The sequence below is a fragment of the Sphingobacterium sp. UBA3519 genome (assembly GCF_002377215.1).
GTDB lineage: Bacteria > Bacteroidota > Bacteroidia > Sphingobacteriales > Sphingobacteriaceae > Sphingobacterium > Sphingobacterium multivorum.
In genome coordinates, this window is record NZ_DFPI01000022.1 from 134,788 (window position 1) to 149,722 (window position 14,935).

The following is a 14,935-nucleotide window of genomic DNA, read 5'->3' on the forward strand; positions in this document are numbered from 1 at the left end:
TTTACATATTTTAGCACCATTACGGAAATGCTACTCCTGAAACTTATATTTTGATGTCCTAATTGCGCATAAGGCCACATTGAAACGAATAGGATCATGTGTTGCTTTAATACAATTGCGGCTTGCTCAATTGCAGGCATATATAGTCGTAGTTGTCGCGCCATAATCATCGGGAATCAGCAATTGAGAAGGAATGCTATACCACATTTGAAGTATAAATAATAATACATACTTTCGCGTTATAGTATTAGAAATAATCATTAAGACAGCATTAATTACGTTATGTCAGAGCCCGTTTTAGCATTTCAATCAGGTTCATTCCATATCCGTCAGCTTGCAGAGAACGAATCTCCACTTTACAAAGCGATGCGTATCGAGTCAATTCAAACCGAACCTACACTTTTTAGACGGAGCACTCCTCCTGAAATAGAACTATCTGACTTGGATTGGGCAGAACGCATAAGATACCCACGCATTGTTTTTGGTCTTTTCGAAAATGAAAAAATGATTGGGATAACCAGCATGCTGCTGTTGAATAAAGAAGAGGCCTACTTTGGTCAGTCCTTCATACAGCCGCTGTACAGAAAATTAGGTCTATCGAGTCTTTTGTATAAAATAAGAATGGCGTGGGCCACCGAGAATCAATTAAGAAAACTGACGATAAGCCATCGTGAAATAAATATGATTTCGAAAGCCGCTATCCAAAAAGCCGGTTTTCATTATAGTCATAAAGAACTTGTGCAATGGCTCGACGGAACAACTGGCTACTCCATGTATTATAGTTTATTCCTATAGTCAGTAAGGCTAACTAACTTGACTGTTGATCAATCCCGGCAAACCAAGATATGGTAAAAATAACAGCTTTTCCATCTTGAATGCGTATATTGAATCGTAGTCATTTTATTGGCTTTCGAGACTTTCCATAAACGCAATAATATCTTTCATTTCCTTTTCACTCAGATGCAAATTTTCATCTGACAATGTCTGATTGGATAATTTGATCCCCAGTCCTGCCCCACCCCCATTATTATAAAATTCCATGACCTCATCCAACGTCCGATAGATCCCATTGTGCATATAGGGAGCAGTTTTCTTTACATTCCGGACAGAAGGTATTTTAAAAGCATATTTATAAGAATCAACACCAATGATATCATAGTAGCCTAAATCCGAATCCAGCACAGAATCTTTCATGGATTTTGGAACTCCTAGGACTTCGACTTCGCTCTGAATAAATTTGGGCGGTGTAACACCGTTGAATAAAGGCAGGAAATGACAGGTCGCACATTTTCCCTTGCCCATAAATAAATTAAACCCATTCACTTCCGATTTGGACAATGCGTTCTTATCCCCACGCATATAATCATCAAATCGGCTATTGATTTTGGTCAGGCCACGAATGTAAGAAGCAAGTGCATTGCTTACCTGCTCTGCTGAGATTGGGCCATCCACTGTATTGAATGCTTTATTAAATAATGACCGATAGATTTTATCCGAAGAAACATATTGAACGATATCAGTTACCGAGCCGTCCATTTCCTGCTTATTACCAATGACATCGTGTATCTGATCTTCCAGCGTCAACGAACGCATATCATAGAAGTAGTTGGACTGTAAGGCCGCATTGAGCAAAGTAGGCGTATTACGTTTGAGCAAACGTCCCGAACCATGAATGTCCACTTGCAAGTTCAACCCATCTGTAAATGCAAGGTCCGGATGATGGCATGAAGCGCAACTTCTCGTATGTGTTCCTGACAAAGCAACATCATAAAATAATTTCTCTCCCAGTACGGCCTTTTCATTGCTGAAGTGAAATTTTGGTCCCGGGCTAAAGGCATCTACATTAAATGCATTCAGATCAAACATCGTATTGACGTCTTGCCGAAGCATTCGATTGTATCTGATTTTAGGGCCAGGCAGATTACGTTCCAACTGTGCTATCTCTGTACTGATGTTGTTGGCAAATTGGGTAATGAATTGCGCTCTATCGAACGATTCAAATTCCGCGTGTTGTTGCAAATATTTGATCGCCCCTTTAAGCATCAATGTTAGCGTTTCTTTTCTACCTTCATATTGCAAAAGAATTTGCTGTAGGCTGCCTAACGCCATAGAAGACTCGATCATACTATTTCGAGAAAGTGCATTATCAAATCCGGTAATCCCCAAAGATATAATCCGAAATACTTCAAGTTTCGAAGCATCCAAAATGCGCCAATCCTCCAATTGATGATCTTCAAAATAGGAAATCAAATAATCCGTATTGGTTATCAAATGTTCGATTTCACGAATTAGCTTTTGCCTATTGCTATTATCGTAAGTGGGATAGATAAGCTCTTCAATCACCTGCAATCCAATAGGCTCCACCCCTCTAGCCAAAGAGGGATCCAACAAATCCGCATTTTCAACTTCCTCCACCGGAGGTCCATTTAACCTTCTGGATAGATCTGCAGTAAAATACTCCGAAGCCCATTCAAACTTTTTAAAAAGTAGCCTTGTCGTCAAAAAGGCTCTTCTGAGACGTAGCGTATCCACCGTACCTTTCTGTACTTCGGCCTGCAGGGTATCCTTGATATATGTCTTAAAAGAAAGCATCTGATCCAGTAATTCTTTCTGAATCAGATGCTCACGGGCATTACCCTCTTTTTGTTTAGTATAAACAGGCTGCCCTGTAGTAAATCCGAGGGTAAATACTATTGCAACCAATAAGATACAAACGACAACCTTTTTACACATAGTTCAATTTCCTATCTCTCGATATAAAAACCGACTATTTGAAAACGAGCGCATTTCTAAAGGGATTTGCTTTTTTATCCCTTTCAGCAAGAGGCTCTATTCCCCAGCGTTTTTCTATAAATGAAAGGATGCTCACTGTCTCATACGGCGTATGATCCACTACACCACGCTTAGCAAATGGTCCAATGACAATTGCCGGGATTCGGCTACCAGGTCCCCAGCGGTCAACGACGGGTGGGTTAACATGGTCAAAAAAGCCACCAAATTCATCGTAGGTCAAAATCACCAACGCATCTTTTGCATTCGGTCCCTCCAATACAGCATTGATCAAATTAACAGCAAGTTGTTCTGATGAATAGACTGCCGAACTTCCAGGATGCTCATCATTGCCCCCACCTGGTTTAACAAAAGATACACTAGGAAGCGTTCCTTCTTTTGCGGCCTTGATAAAATCGTTTTGATCCTTCATGTGTTGTCGTCCTTCCTTACCATCCTCATAATTAGCAAAATATAAAAAAGGCTCATGATTGTAGGCAAAATTATTTTTACGTTCGGCAACAGCGTCATCCCAGCCTTCTGAATACCAAGCCCAACTTACATTTTTCGCTGTCAAGCGATCGCCAATGGTCGGCATAGTCTGAGAAGGTAATAATTTGGAAGTATCAGATTTCGCAGGATAAGGTTTGTTGCGAGAAAGCACATGATTGATTGCATAACCATCTGGCGTAACTACACCATCTTTAATCATCTTTCCATTTGCATCGAGTTTAGCAACCATTGAGCTTGGTGCATCAGGCCAAACAGGAATAGCCGCAGAAATCATATAAATATGATTTAAATAGGATCCGCCGAATACACTCTGAAAGAAATTATCACATAATGTATAGGCTTTGGCAAACGGATACAAAGGTAGCTTCTCTGTATTGTAATAGCCCATCGCTAAACCTTTGGAATCATTATAGAGTGCAAATTTATCCATCTTTCCACCATTGATCTGCAATTGATTATGATAAAACCGATGTGTAACATCGGGCGTCGCCTTATCCGAAGGTACATATTGGTCTATATTAAAAAATTGATTGGGTAGATTGGTTGGAAAGGAATTGTTACGTGGAATTTCGGGGAGGTATGGGTAGGCTTCACCATTCTCGTCTACCTGTAAAAAATCACCCTTTCTGACATTCGCTATGCCATTGGCTCCCTTGAATTCGCCATAAAGATTGTCAAAACTATGGTTTTCCATATAAATAACAACCACATGGTTAATTTTTTTGATACCTTCATCAAAGGGAATCTCTTGGTGTCGGGCGTTTTTGGTAACTCCGCAACTGCTGATACTCAAAACTCCAAGAGACAAATAAAGTAAGTGTTGTAACCGCATCCTGTCTTCTTTTTAGTAGGTTAGACTGTAATTTCTAGAACAAACTTACAATTATTATCGTTTTCATAACCTATTATCAAAGGGATTTGCTACCAACGTATCAGGTTCTTTACAGGCATCCTCCCTCTTATCACTAAAAGTAAAGGCGTGTTTACATACTAGGTCGTTGCTTCCAGTTCCCCATTCTTGTTATAAAGCTTACTTCGGTAAGTTATACCCCATTTAGTAATCTCATCGATGATTGGGCCCAAAGTTTTTCCGCATTCGGTCAATTCATACTCCACCGTCAGAGGTTTGGTATTTAATACTGTTCTTCTGATCAGCTGGTTCATTTCTAAATCCTGCAGTTCTTTAGACAACATCTTCGCACCTATCCCCTCAACTTCGCGCAGCAGTTCCATAAAACGTAATTTCTCAACCAACAATAAGGTACCTATAATATGAAATTTCCATTTTCCGGCCAAAATCTCCATGGTATCGTTAATGGCCAACACACGTGTTTTGCATGCACCTGACGACGTTAAAGTTGCTTCCTTTTTCATTACATTATTTTTTTATTCATGTACGCTCTACCCTCACAGGCTTCCTTATCCCCGATACGATCAACGATAAATGAACACACAAGCAAAGCTTGGTGCCACTGACATGATTTCTTTATTCTTACAAAAATACGCATTTATAAAGTTACAGACCACTATCTTTTTGGAAAGTAGTTTCTTTAAGGAAACTGATACCAAAAATAAACTATCTATCATCTACCTTTGTATCGACAACATCAGCAGTTGCAAATTGGCACAGTTGATGCGGCAAAATATAAAGTGTAAAAAACATATAAAAAATAAAACGATTAAAAATGAAAAAGCAATTAATCTCGGGTTTAGCCCTTATCCTGTTGTTAGCTTCTTGTCAAAATACAAATGGCGACAAAGCAACAACAACAACTGCTCAGGAAGTAACTGAACAAAAAGGACAGACTTACACTGTTGAAGCAGATAAAAGCTCATTAAAATGGACTGGTTACCATAAAGGCGGTTTAAACCCAAGATATGGTGTTTTGAAAAGCGAAGGAACACTTTCAGCTGAAAATAACGCAGTTACTGGTGGTACTTTCACTATCGATGTCAATTCTATTCTGACAGATACAGCTTCTGTAGATCCTGCGACATCCGGTGGCAAAAAATCATCAGATCTGGATGCACATTTAAAAAGTGCTGATTTCTTTGACGTAGCAAAATATCCAACTGCAAAATTCGAAATCACCAAAGTTGGCCCATTTGATGCAGCGCAAGGAAAAAGTGTTGTTGCTGATGCGACAAATACAGTTAGTGGTAACTTAACCATCAAAGATAAAACGGTGAATGTAACTTTCCCTGCAAAAATTACTTTCAATGGTGATGAAGTAACATTCTATTCTAAATTTACGATCCAAAGACAAGATTGGGGTCTTACATACGGTACAGAAGGTAACCCTCAAGACTGGATGATCGCACAAAACGTTGACATTGAACTTAATGTCACTGCAAAAAATGCGAAATAGATTTCGATAGCGCTTCGTCGCTCTTAGCAAATAGATTAATCCGGTAGACTCTACTTGATTAATCTATTTGATTTAAATAACCTCCGAATACGAGATCATCTTTATTCAAGACATGGATCAAATGTGAATCTCCCTTACTTTTCAGTGTGCTCTAATTTTTTTTTTCAATCGCTGTTTTGCCTTACGAACGGCTTCCACCGAAACACACAGCAATTCACTCATACTCGCATTACTTAAATCCAATTTGAGCAGCGCTAATATCTTAAGATCATTCTCGGTAACCTTTGGATAAGTTTGCCGCATTTGTGTCAGATAAGCGGGATACACTTTGTTAAAAACATGTTTGAATTTTTGCCACCGCTCATCTGTCATAATGTGTTGCTGCAAAAGCGCATTCAAATTATCCGTAACCTGCGTGATGTACGCCGGATCAGATTCGGAGATCTTCGCCACCTCCTGCCTAAGTTGCTGGATAACGACATCATTCTGGCGGATGGTGGCTGTAAATTCAGTCAAAGAGTTTCGTAAAATCATTAGCTCCTGATCTAGCAATTGTTTTTCATCGGCAAGCGCAAGTTGGTCTTTTTCTAGTAAAGTATTCCGCATCTTAATTTTAATTTTCGACTTATTGACCAACAATACAATTATGGCAAAAATCAAGAGAAGAACAATGCCTATAAACTGATACATGCGTTTTGTCCGAATCCGTTTTTCTTCAGTAGCCTGTATAGTCCGATTGTATTTTTCAGACTCCCTTTGCCACAGCATTTTCTGTATCTCTTTATCATTCATCCTTTTTTCCAACGAATCTTTCAACATCAGATACAAATGCAATTGCTTAAGCTCCTCCCCTCCACGTCCTAACCCCCGCATGATGTTAGACTTGGATTTTGCTAATTCTACTTTATATTTTAAAAAATAGGGCTTATCTTCCATCAAACTTTCACAGGTCATCACATATTGCTCAGCCAATTTCCATTCTTTCAATTCGATATACCAATTGGCTAAATTGAGATTTGCACGCATCGCATCTTTCCGCTCATTATAACGCATAGAAAGCTCAATATTTTTCTTAACTAACCCAATAGCTTTTTCCTTTTCACCTTTTCGCCATGCATGATCTGCTAAATTACCCGAAATGATACCAATCCAAACCGAATCTTTCGCCAATTTAGCTTCATCCATTGCGCGATTCAAATAGGTAAAAGCTTGGTGATCGAGCGAGTCCTTTGCTAGATATACAGCAATGGAATTGATCAGATCGACACGTTCCCGTGCAGCCGGCGTGGTAAAGGTAGCGCTTCCTCTAAATAAGCAACAGCATTTGCCTGTTCACCAATGTAGCTGTAGAAACTCGCCATAAATTGGTAATGCTTGACTACCATGGGGATTTTTTTGATAGTAACTTTAGATTTTAAATCATTCGCTCGTAAAAAGAACGGAAATGCTTCCTTTACCCGTCTATAGATAAAGTTGTAATATCCTTCACGGGCACAACCCAACATTTCTAATTCAGGATCTGGATGTACACGGAGCAACTGCTCAGCCAAACGATAATAGCGCTCAGATGATGAATTTATGCGATCAAACGCAATTGAGAAACCGTCAGCCATACGCATATAATAAGCCCATTTTAAAGCAACACTTCTTTTTTTGTCTGCCAATTCCAAAAACGGCGCCAAGGCATTTTTCAATTTTATCGTATCACCATCAAACCTAATAGGCAACTGAAGAGCAGCCTCCAGTTGGACAACAGGGTTTTTAATTGCAGCTATTTCCACTACAGATTGCCCACATACATGATTAAAGTTGCTTGACAATACCAAAGAAACGAATACAAAAAAATAAAATATGGTCTTCATGCTTGAAAAAGGTCAATTTCAACGCTCTGTCTGCCTATTGGCATAACCGATAAATTAATTTCAACAATTCTTTGAAATTAATACGCAAAATCCTCCGAGAAAATGGTTAATACTGACTTATTGTTCGTAAATCGGATCGCCGACTTGCGGTTATAAATATAATATTTATAACTTTAACATAATTACACGTTTTCATTAAAATTTCGCCTTCTTTTGATACCACTGCAACCCATTAGGTTTGGCATATCAAGCCTTTTATTCAACACTTTTTCCAAAAGATGACCAAAATTCAAACAAAAACAATGGGATTGATTCTCCGAAAAGGAGTATTGCAAGATCTGCAAGAAATGTTAATCCTATTTTCTGAAACTATTGCGACTGTATGCGCAGATAATTATAATAACGAGCAAATTGCAGCATGGGTATCGTCCGTCAATAATCATGGCCGTTGGCATCGGCTAATCGAAGATCAGTATTTTATTGTAGCTATGCTAAATCAGAAAATGGTTGGGTTCGCTTCCCTCAATCATGGAAACTATGTCGATGTCATGTATGTCCATAAAGATTTTCAACGCCAAGGGATTGCTCAAAAACTTTATACTACATTGGAAGATGAAGCAAGAAGACTAGAAAGAACTTTCGTGACTGCTGATGTAAGTAAAACCGCGAAACCCTTTTTTGAGGCAAATGGATTTAAAGTTATCGCTGAGCAGATACAAATAAGAACTGAAGTCGAAATACCAAATTATAACATGAAAAAAGATCTGTAGATTCACTTCCAAATTTTAGAAATGCTCCCCATAGTCGATTACTTCAGTTTTCAAAAGCAGCTTACTTTCACTATCGGTTCTTAATGTCGCTGTTGCTATGTTAGTCTTTGTGTCAACACTGAACTCCAGCATAGCCCCAACGTCCTTTTTGTCATTAAAAAATGAAGCGAAATTCTTAAATGTCTCAGTTTCATCAAACAAAAACCGCGCAGCACATCGGTTATTATGTTGATCATACCATTTAATGTACACATCTTTGGGAATACCTCGAGATGCCATGTCCATATCCCGAAGACGCTCATCAAAGACAAATCGTTCGGAATTATAAAACTCCAAGTCCGCATCAAATGCTTTTCTGTCAGAAGACAATACAAATTTAGGCTGTACAGGATAACGTTGCCGTAATTTATCCCAGTAGCCATAGGGAATAGATTTATTTGCAATGGCTTGTTGAACATCCGAAGGAATAATCGATAATCGGACAATACTTGATCGCGCCATTCCTGATTAAAGACATTACCGTACGCTCCATTATCTTTGGATGTATCCGTAGCATGGATCACTACTTTTTCGGCTTGATAACGACCGATTTCGACCTGACGACGTCCTGTCCCACTGGCCCATACTACAAGTACACCGCCAGGAGCAAAACCCAAAATAATCTTATTATAATGTTCATCATTAGTTTTGATCGCTCCTTTTTCTTGGTATGGTGTACTGAACAACCTCCGCAATTTACTATAATCAATCGGACCGTTCATGCGATAAAAAACATCTTCAGCAAAGGAATACCAAGTAACGTCTAATGCCTTAGGCAATGACATCACCTGCTCATATGTACCGCCTCCAGCTTGTCCCCACACGGCGTTATAGTTTACGATATTGCCTTCACTAAATGTAAATTCATAATCTTCATCTTTCGGAAAGATAAAACGGCCACTATATAACTGGACGGGATAAGCTGCTGGATTACTCATCGCACAGAACCATTTATAGCGCCCTTCTCTGATATTATCTTCTTGTGTTAGGCGTTCTTCCCTGAGGTCATTAAACTCACGTATTGTCGTTGAGAACGCGAATATAATCGGTAGTAAAATAAGATATCCAAGCAAAGTCGGAACCAAATATTTCCAGGATTTTATTGCCCATGTGATAATCACGCTACTAAAGAATGTCAGGAAGATACTGAGTGTTAAAATCAAAGGAAACATTTCCTTAATCACTCCCCCTAAATCTGCATAAAGCCGATGCTCGTATTCATCACCCCAGGTTGATAAAAAAAGAAGTACCGGAAGCAATAAAGAAAATAAGCAATAAAAAAGAAAACCATAGCCAAGTTCAAAAGCGAATTTTGGTTTCTCTAAGACCTTTAACTTCTTCCGAAAGAAATTAAAATAGAAATAAATCAAAGCGATAACAATAAAATAAGGCGAACAGCAAAATGCAGCATAAACCATATTTAGATCTGCATTCTGTACAAGTAAGGTCGCAATTAGGCTGATGATAGCAACCAAAAAAGCAGAAACTGTCGCTCTTATAATCATTGTAATTTGTTTTTAATCCAAAAAAAGCTGCCGAAAGCCGTATAACTGACAACAACACGATTCAAAAATAACAAGAAATGTCTTATGAATATAAGCCGATCAATATTCAAATACATTGATCAACTATTCGATCCAACGTGGACAATATATTTTTTTCACAAGAAGGATTTAATTAACTGTTATTCGTTTTCGTCAGGATCGATACATTGAGCCATTTCATATTACATTCAATAAACGGTCGACTTTATCCCCTCAGCGAGATATCGCTCGTTATAGTAAAATTTCTTCGAAAAAAAATCCGATCAAAAGCCCTTTAACGAAAATCATTTAAGTTTACTAACTTCGCTTTTATTCTTCAAAAAAATGGATATACATCATAACATTATAAGTGCCCAAGAAAGTGACGCACATTATGTCCCTGAAATTATGCTCCAGGCAATGGAAGACATTATATTTCGCTTTATCAAAAAAGAAGATCGAAGCGAGGCTGTAAATTTCTTAACGCAGCTCTTCAAGCAAAAAGGTAATCTCTATAGTTATGAGCATACGTTTGTCGCAATTGACGACAATGGACATATTTTAGGCTCATTAACCGGTTACGATGGTGATCGATTTATTGAATTAAGACAGCCTATTTTGGATCATATGAAGGAACTGTACAATAATAATTTGATTCCAGAAGCCGAAACAGCTGGCGACGAATTTTATATCGATTCAATTGCGGTTGCTCCCATGGCACGGGGCAAAGGTATCGGAACAGAACTTTTAAATTATGCAATTACACATGCCAAGCAAAATGGTTTTAAGAAAGTTTGCTCGTCGACCTAGAGAATCCCAATGCACAAAAACTCTATGAAAGGATTGGTTTCAAACTCGGCAAAAAAACTCCTTTAGTAGGGGGCGAATATTATCACATGTATATTCAACTTGATTAGATACGGCTTTTATCTAATTTATCGCCATTTCAGGCCTTATCCCGCTAATCAGTATCTTTTGAGAAGAAGTCCAAGCAGCTCTGGCAGACAACACCAATTAGATCAGACATAACCACTGATCAATTGGCAAGGATTTTGTATTCTAGAAAATAACTATGAAAATTTGGGAATAATGAAAAAGCTAATTTCAATTGCGGTGGGCTGTCTAAGCCTAGTTCTGGTGACGCCAGCTTTAACACAAGCACAACACAGAGGACATGACGACCATGGCTGGCATGGCAACAAGGACCGTGAAAAATACATTCGAAAACGGGAAAAAGAGTACGACAAATATGTGCGCGAACGCGATAAGCAAGATCGCAAATACTGGAAACATGCATACGAACATGATCATGGCCGTCCAAGATGGGCTAGCGCACATCACTACGACATGAGACATCATGTGTACTTTAGCGATTACAAAACATTCTATGATCCTTATCGGGGCGGATATGTCTATATGACCAATGGCCGATGGAACTTTTCTGTGAATGTCCCTTCTTTTCTAGTGAATGTCAACTTAGGAAATGCTGCGATTCGTGTGGTCAAAGATGTACCTCTTGACAGAAGACCAGAAGAGTATTACGACGATAATGAGGATTGGGACGATTAACGGTACGATTAAACTTTACGTTTATTTAGAATAATTACTGATAATACTATATTTTTGCGCTGTTCATCCGATTGACAGCGCATCTATGACACATAAAAGAGCTAAACAAAAAAGCCTAAAAAATATACTTAGAAAATTGCATCTTTATTTGGGCTTATTATTTGGTATAATCTTTTTTACTGTTTGCGTGACAGGGATGTTATTGAGCTTTGAAAAAGAGCTTACCCCACTTTTATGGCCGAAAGAACAGCAGGTAACTGTACAAAGCAATCGTCTTTCCCTTGCACATATTTCCCAAAAAGCCGAAGCTATCTTTCCGGACAAGAAGTTGTTTCGCATCGAAATTCCAGCAGATCCTTCCCGTAGTTTCCGTATTCAGTATGGACAAAAAAAGACCGGATACTGGTATGCATATATAAATCCTTATACAGGAGCACTATTATCCAAAGGTCGGCAGAGTGACCGTTTTTTTCAAAAGACTTTGGATATCCATCGTTTTCTTCTCGTCGAAAAAATCGGAAGTACCCTAACTGGAATCTCAGCTCTAGCGGCTTTCTTTCTTGCCCTAAGTGGTATTTACCTGTGGTGGCCAAAAAATAAATCCATGCTCAAACAACGTGTAACGATAAAAATGGCAGCCTCTCTCAGAAGAAAAATCTGGGATTTTCACGCAGTGGGCGGTTTTTACGCATCTTTGTTTTTAATTATTTTTACCTTGACGGGATTGACCTGGAGTTTCGATTGGTACAATAAACAATTCTATAAAGTATTGGGTTCAACGCAAAAATCAACAAAAGAGAAGATCAGCAACATCAACAATCAGGCTTTTTCAGATTACCTCGTGCTGGATACGATCTATCAGCAGCTAAACAGCCTATATCCCAGCTCTGGAAATATAATTATCACGTTTCCTGAAAAGAAGGACTTAGCTTTTGCACTAACTAAGGAAAATTTTTCAAATGCAACTTTACAGATCAACCAGGCTTTCTTTGACAGCAAATCCGGACAACTACTTAAAAATAACCCTTTAGAAAAATTACCTTTGGCGCAACAGGCTCAACGTATGATGAAATCTATTCATATGGGGTCGATATTTGGATTACCTTCTAAGATTATTGTATTCTTAGCCGTTACACTAGCCGCTTCTCTCCCCATCACAGGAATATGGATATGGTTGAACAAAAGAAGAAAGAAGAAACCGTCAAAAAGCCAAAAGAAGAAAGCAATTCAACTTCAAACCATAGCATAGCGTATTATCCTTATTTTTAAACTTATTCAAATGAATTCTTATATCAGACACACGACTAGATAATAATAGAAGAAATGATCGATATTAGCTGCTATGAAAGACCGCAAAGAAAATTCGACGAATGCAATCAATGAAAAAGCATTACAACAGTTCTGTAACGCCTCCAAGACGCTGGCATTATTCAGTGGCCGATGGAAGCTTTCGATTCTATTCAAACTCCTGGAGCAGGATACGAACTACTCGGAATTCAAAATTCTCCTGCCCCAAGTCAGCGATCGTACACTCGCAAAACAATTGAAAGAATTACAACTGGACGGACTCATTCAAAAAGACCGAAGTAAAACAGCATCAATCTATTCGCTGACCGATAAAAGTCGTAAACTAAAACCCCTATTGGCGGCGCTTTCCGGGTTTAACAACGACTAACCTTAACTAAAATCAACACGCTCCAAAAACTCAATCACTTCCCCATTCGGACTGTAAACGAGGCTATTTCGCACAAAAACATCTTTTTTACCTTGGCTGAGTATGAGTTGAAATACTCCATCACTCAAATCTTGAGCACCATGGGCGATAGCCTGTATTCGGGCATCTTCGGCGTCTTCTACCGTAAAACACAGATGAAGTAGCGCATTCTCGACATATTCCTCCCCTTCTATACGCCTTCTTCCCTGCGTTGGAATAGTAGCATTCTTATCACAAATTTCCAAATAATAGCCAATAGAGGCATTAAAAAGCATAGCACAACGTTCTAAATTAAACTCGGGTAATGACCATTCATGCACAATAATAAAACCGAGATTTTCATAAAATCCAATTGTCTTATCAAAATCCTGAGCCTTAATCGACAGGTGGTGAAAACCCAAAATATTATCTTTCAATTCCATAAAGTATATTTTTTGAACAAAACTAATGTGTTTTTCTGGAGACTGGAACAACTTACAAAATTGTAAGTTGGGCTGGTGGCCATAAAAGAGTATACGTTAAAACTAGCAGTATTAGAGGGAGATTTTAAATTATAGCAGATAGATTTTATTATTTTAATGTACTTTTGCCCATTAAATTTCTCGATCTGAACAAGGAATAAAAGCTTTGTAACTACCATGAGTCTATAAATATGAGGTATTCATTAGACATCATTTCGATGGACTTTACTGTCCAAAGTATGGTGACATCCAACATAAGAAATCGGATGTTATAAATTCTTCAAAAATCGAGATAGAATACGCAAAGTTTAAAGCCCTTAGTCTATATATATTTGCAAATAAAATGAAACAGCATCTTCACCGACAATTACGGATCTATAGATATGTGATCTATAGAGAGACGTTAGTCGATCCTTGGGAACATTTTTGGTCATTTATTGGCGCCTTTGTAGGAATATTTATTATCGCTTATATCCAATCTCTTCATTTACCTTCGCTGGAAAATATCTTTTTGATAGGCTCCTTCGGAGCTTCCTCGGTTTTGGTTTATGGTGCCATACAAAGTCCACTTGCCCAACCCCGCAACTTAATTGGTGGGCATGTTGTTTCTGCAATCGCCGGGGTTACCGTTGCACAGCTCCTTCCCGATATTATCTGGCTGACCGCTCCCTTCGCCGTGGCCTTGTCCATTGTTTGTATGCAGCATACACGCACGCTACACCCTCCTGGTGGAGCAACAGCACTCATTGCCGTCAGCAGCGGAACAAAAATTTCAGCGATGGGATATTGGTATGTATTAAGTCCAGTACTATCGGGTTGCATAATTTTATTCCTGGTGGCTCTGATCTTTAACAATATCACGAAAAAGAGACATTATCCTGTAAAAAAATCACGTTTGCGCCGCTCAAGAAGACAGCATTTAAAAACCCGTTTTGAAGCAAGCAGGAGCCCATCGAGTCTTGATTAAAAGTCTTTATGGTCTATTGAATAACACGATCTAAAACTAATAAAGGATAGCGTTTTGGGTAGACGCCCAAACGCTATCCTTTTATGATCGCTTCTTTCCGTCATCTAAAACAGTTATTATAGCCCGATAAATTCCATACAGAAGGAATAGTAAACTCGTAATTGTAAGCCCCAAATACTCCACCACCCAAGCAATAAGTATGGCGACCAAATGGATTTTACCATTCTCCGGTTTAAATGCGGCACCTGAATAAACGTAATAAGCGATGGAACCAAATATAAGAATCCATATTATCGCATAAACATAATGAAGCGGATTTTTGCTGAGCTTTCTATTTTTAAACATATGTCAAGTTTTATGATCTAATACTGATCCGCTT

The 14,935-nt window shown here is 38.5% G+C and carries 16 protein-coding genes; 8 read left to right on the forward strand and 8 right to left on the reverse strand.

Features of this window, described 5'->3' with window-relative positions:
- Positions 1–282 precede the first annotated feature (282 nt).
- A complete protein-coding gene (locus B3297_RS11625; RefSeq protein ID WP_046675073.1) occupies positions 283–795 on the forward strand; it encodes a GNAT family N-acetyltransferase in 513 nt (170 codons plus the stop codon).
- A 105-nt stretch (positions 796–900) separates the two neighbouring features.
- Here B3297_RS11625 and B3297_RS11630 read toward each other — a convergent pair whose 3' ends face one another.
- From B3297_RS11630 to B3297_RS11640, 3 genes are all read right to left on the reverse strand, one after another.
- The gene (locus B3297_RS11630; RefSeq protein WP_083295992.1) at positions 901–2,733 is read right to left on the reverse strand and encodes a cytochrome-c peroxidase; all 1,833 of its coding nucleotides are present in this window, start codon (positions 2,731–2,733) and stop codon (positions 901–903) included.
- Between the two features lie 34 nt (positions 2,734–2,767).
- Positions 2,768–4,114 (reverse strand): acid phosphatase, encoded by a 1,347-nt coding sequence (gene acpA / locus B3297_RS11635; RefSeq protein ID WP_070566937.1) that lies wholly within the window; start codon positions 4,112–4,114, stop codon positions 2,768–2,770.
- A gap of 158 nt (positions 4,115–4,272) precedes the next feature.
- A complete protein-coding gene (locus tag B3297_RS11640) occupies positions 4,273–4,656 on the reverse strand; it encodes a winged helix-turn-helix transcriptional regulator (protein ID WP_070566939.1) in 384 nt (127 codons plus the stop codon).
- A gap of 311 nt (positions 4,657–4,967) precedes the next feature.
- On the opposite strand from B3297_RS11640, the gene B3297_RS11645 reads away from it, so the two are divergent.
- Positions 4,968–5,651 carry a YceI family protein gene (locus B3297_RS11645; protein ID WP_070566941.1) on the forward strand — a complete coding sequence of 228 codons (684 nt, stop codon included), beginning with the start codon at positions 4,968–4,970 and terminating at the stop codon, positions 5,649–5,651.
- Positions 5,652–5,792: 141 nt separating this feature from the next.
- On the opposite strand, the gene B3297_RS11650 is transcribed toward B3297_RS11645, so the two are convergent.
- Positions 5,793–6,836 (reverse strand): hypothetical protein, encoded by a 1,044-nt coding sequence (locus tag B3297_RS11650; protein WP_070566943.1) that lies wholly within the window; start codon positions 6,834–6,836, stop codon positions 5,793–5,795.
- Positions 6,837–6,907: 71 nt separating this feature from the next.
- Positions 6,908–7,513, reverse strand: a complete 606-nt coding sequence (locus B3297_RS11655; RefSeq protein ID WP_070566945.1) for a hypothetical protein — start codon at positions 7,511–7,513, stop codon at positions 6,908–6,910.
- A gap of 278 nt (positions 7,514–7,791) precedes the next feature.
- Here B3297_RS11655 and B3297_RS11660 point away from each other — a divergent pair, with 278 nt between their 5' ends.
- Positions 7,792–8,283, forward strand: a complete 492-nt coding sequence (locus B3297_RS11660) for a GNAT family N-acetyltransferase (protein ID WP_070566947.1) — start codon at positions 7,792–7,794, stop codon at positions 8,281–8,283.
- A gap of 95 nt (positions 8,284–8,378) precedes the next feature.
- Here B3297_RS11660 and B3297_RS11665 read toward each other — a convergent pair whose 3' ends face one another.
- Positions 8,379–9,827, reverse strand: a complete 1,449-nt coding sequence (locus tag B3297_RS11665; protein WP_070566948.1) for a DUF2931 family protein — start codon at positions 9,825–9,827, stop codon at positions 8,379–8,381.
- Between the two features lie 363 nt (positions 9,828–10,190).
- Here B3297_RS11665 and B3297_RS11670 point away from each other — a divergent pair, with 363 nt between their 5' ends.
- The 4 genes from B3297_RS11670 (at position 10,191) to B3297_RS11685 (ending at position 13,089) form a co-directional block, all read left to right on the forward strand.
- Positions 10,191–10,655: a GNAT family N-acetyltransferase gene (locus tag B3297_RS11670; protein WP_254667721.1), complete on the forward strand. Its 465-nt coding sequence runs from the start codon at positions 10,191–10,193 to the stop codon at positions 10,653–10,655.
- Positions 10,656–10,934: 279 nt separating this feature from the next.
- Complete coding sequence (locus tag B3297_RS11675; RefSeq protein WP_070566950.1) at positions 10,935–11,414, forward strand: hypothetical protein; 480 nt, start codon at positions 10,935–10,937, stop codon at positions 11,412–11,414.
- Positions 11,415–11,499: 85 nt separating this feature from the next.
- Positions 11,500–12,663, forward strand: a complete 1,164-nt coding sequence (locus tag B3297_RS11680) for a PepSY-associated TM helix domain-containing protein (RefSeq protein ID WP_070566953.1) — start codon at positions 11,500–11,502, stop codon at positions 12,661–12,663.
- A gap of 93 nt (positions 12,664–12,756) precedes the next feature.
- Complete coding sequence (locus tag B3297_RS11685; RefSeq protein ID WP_046675064.1) at positions 12,757–13,089, forward strand: winged helix-turn-helix transcriptional regulator; 333 nt, start codon at positions 12,757–12,759, stop codon at positions 13,087–13,089.
- A 2-nt stretch (positions 13,090–13,091) separates the two neighbouring features.
- Here the strand turns inward: B3297_RS11685 and B3297_RS11690 are convergent, their stop codons facing one another.
- Positions 13,092–13,550, reverse strand: coding sequence for a VOC family protein (locus tag B3297_RS11690; RefSeq protein WP_070566955.1), 459 nt, complete (start codon positions 13,548–13,550; stop codon positions 13,092–13,094).
- Positions 13,551–13,932: 382 nt separating this feature from the next.
- Here B3297_RS11690 and B3297_RS11695 point away from each other — a divergent pair, with 382 nt between their 5' ends.
- A complete protein-coding gene (locus B3297_RS11695) occupies positions 13,933–14,556 on the forward strand; it encodes an HPP family protein (protein WP_070566959.1) in 624 nt (207 codons plus the stop codon).
- An 81-nt stretch (positions 14,557–14,637) separates the two neighbouring features.
- Here B3297_RS11695 and B3297_RS11700 read toward each other — a convergent pair whose 3' ends face one another.
- A complete protein-coding gene (locus tag B3297_RS11700; RefSeq protein WP_070566961.1) occupies positions 14,638–14,901 on the reverse strand; it encodes a hypothetical protein in 264 nt (87 codons plus the stop codon).
- Positions 14,902–14,935 lie beyond the last annotated feature (34 nt).

Excerpts from the sequence above, each read along its gene's own strand:
- B3297_RS11670 (WP_254667721.1), top strand. The coding sequence starts at position 10,191 with ATGGATATACATCATAACATTATAAGTGCCCAAGAAAGTGACGCACAT.
- B3297_RS11630 (WP_083295992.1), bottom strand. The coding sequence starts at position 2,733 with ATGTGTAAAAAGGTTGTCGTTTGTATCTTATTGGTTGCAATAGTATTT.
- B3297_RS11680 (WP_070566953.1), top strand. The coding sequence starts at position 11,500 with ATGACACATAAAAGAGCTAAACAAAAAAGCCTAAAAAATATACTTAGA.
- B3297_RS11640 (WP_070566939.1), bottom strand. The coding sequence starts at position 4,656 with ATGAAAAAGGAAGCAACTTTAACGTCGTCAGGTGCATGCAAAACACGT.
- B3297_RS11625 (WP_046675073.1), top strand. The coding sequence starts at position 283 with ATGTCAGAGCCCGTTTTAGCATTTCAATCAGGTTCATTCCATATCCGT.
- B3297_RS11695 (WP_070566959.1), top strand. The coding sequence starts at position 13,933 with ATGAAACAGCATCTTCACCGACAATTACGGATCTATAGATATGTGATC.
- B3297_RS11665 (WP_070566948.1), bottom strand. The coding sequence starts at position 9,827 with ATGATTATAAGAGCGACAGTTTCTGCTTTTTTGGTTGCTATCATCAGC.
- B3297_RS11675 (WP_070566950.1), top strand. The coding sequence starts at position 10,935 with ATGAAAAAGCTAATTTCAATTGCGGTGGGCTGTCTAAGCCTAGTTCTG.
- B3297_RS11690 (WP_070566955.1), bottom strand. The coding sequence starts at position 13,550 with ATGGAATTGAAAGATAATATTTTGGGTTTTCACCACCTGTCGATTAAG.
- B3297_RS11645 (WP_070566941.1), top strand. The coding sequence starts at position 4,968 with ATGAAAAAGCAATTAATCTCGGGTTTAGCCCTTATCCTGTTGTTAGCT.
- B3297_RS11650 (WP_070566943.1), bottom strand. The coding sequence starts at position 6,836 with ATGGATGAAGCTAAATTGGCGAAAGATTCGGTTTGGATTGGTATCATT.
- B3297_RS11660 (WP_070566947.1), top strand. The coding sequence starts at position 7,792 with ATGACCAAAATTCAAACAAAAACAATGGGATTGATTCTCCGAAAAGGA.
- acpA (WP_070566937.1), bottom strand. The coding sequence starts at position 4,114 with ATGCGGTTACAACACTTACTTTATTTGTCTCTTGGAGTTTTGAGTATC.
- B3297_RS11655 (WP_070566945.1), bottom strand. The coding sequence starts at position 7,513 with ATGAAGACCATATTTTATTTTTTTGTATTCGTTTCTTTGGTATTGTCA.
- B3297_RS11700 (WP_070566961.1), bottom strand. The coding sequence starts at position 14,901 with ATGTTTAAAAATAGAAAGCTCAGCAAAAATCCGCTTCATTATGTTTAT.
- B3297_RS11685 (WP_046675064.1), top strand. The coding sequence starts at position 12,757 with ATGAAAGACCGCAAAGAAAATTCGACGAATGCAATCAATGAAAAAGCA.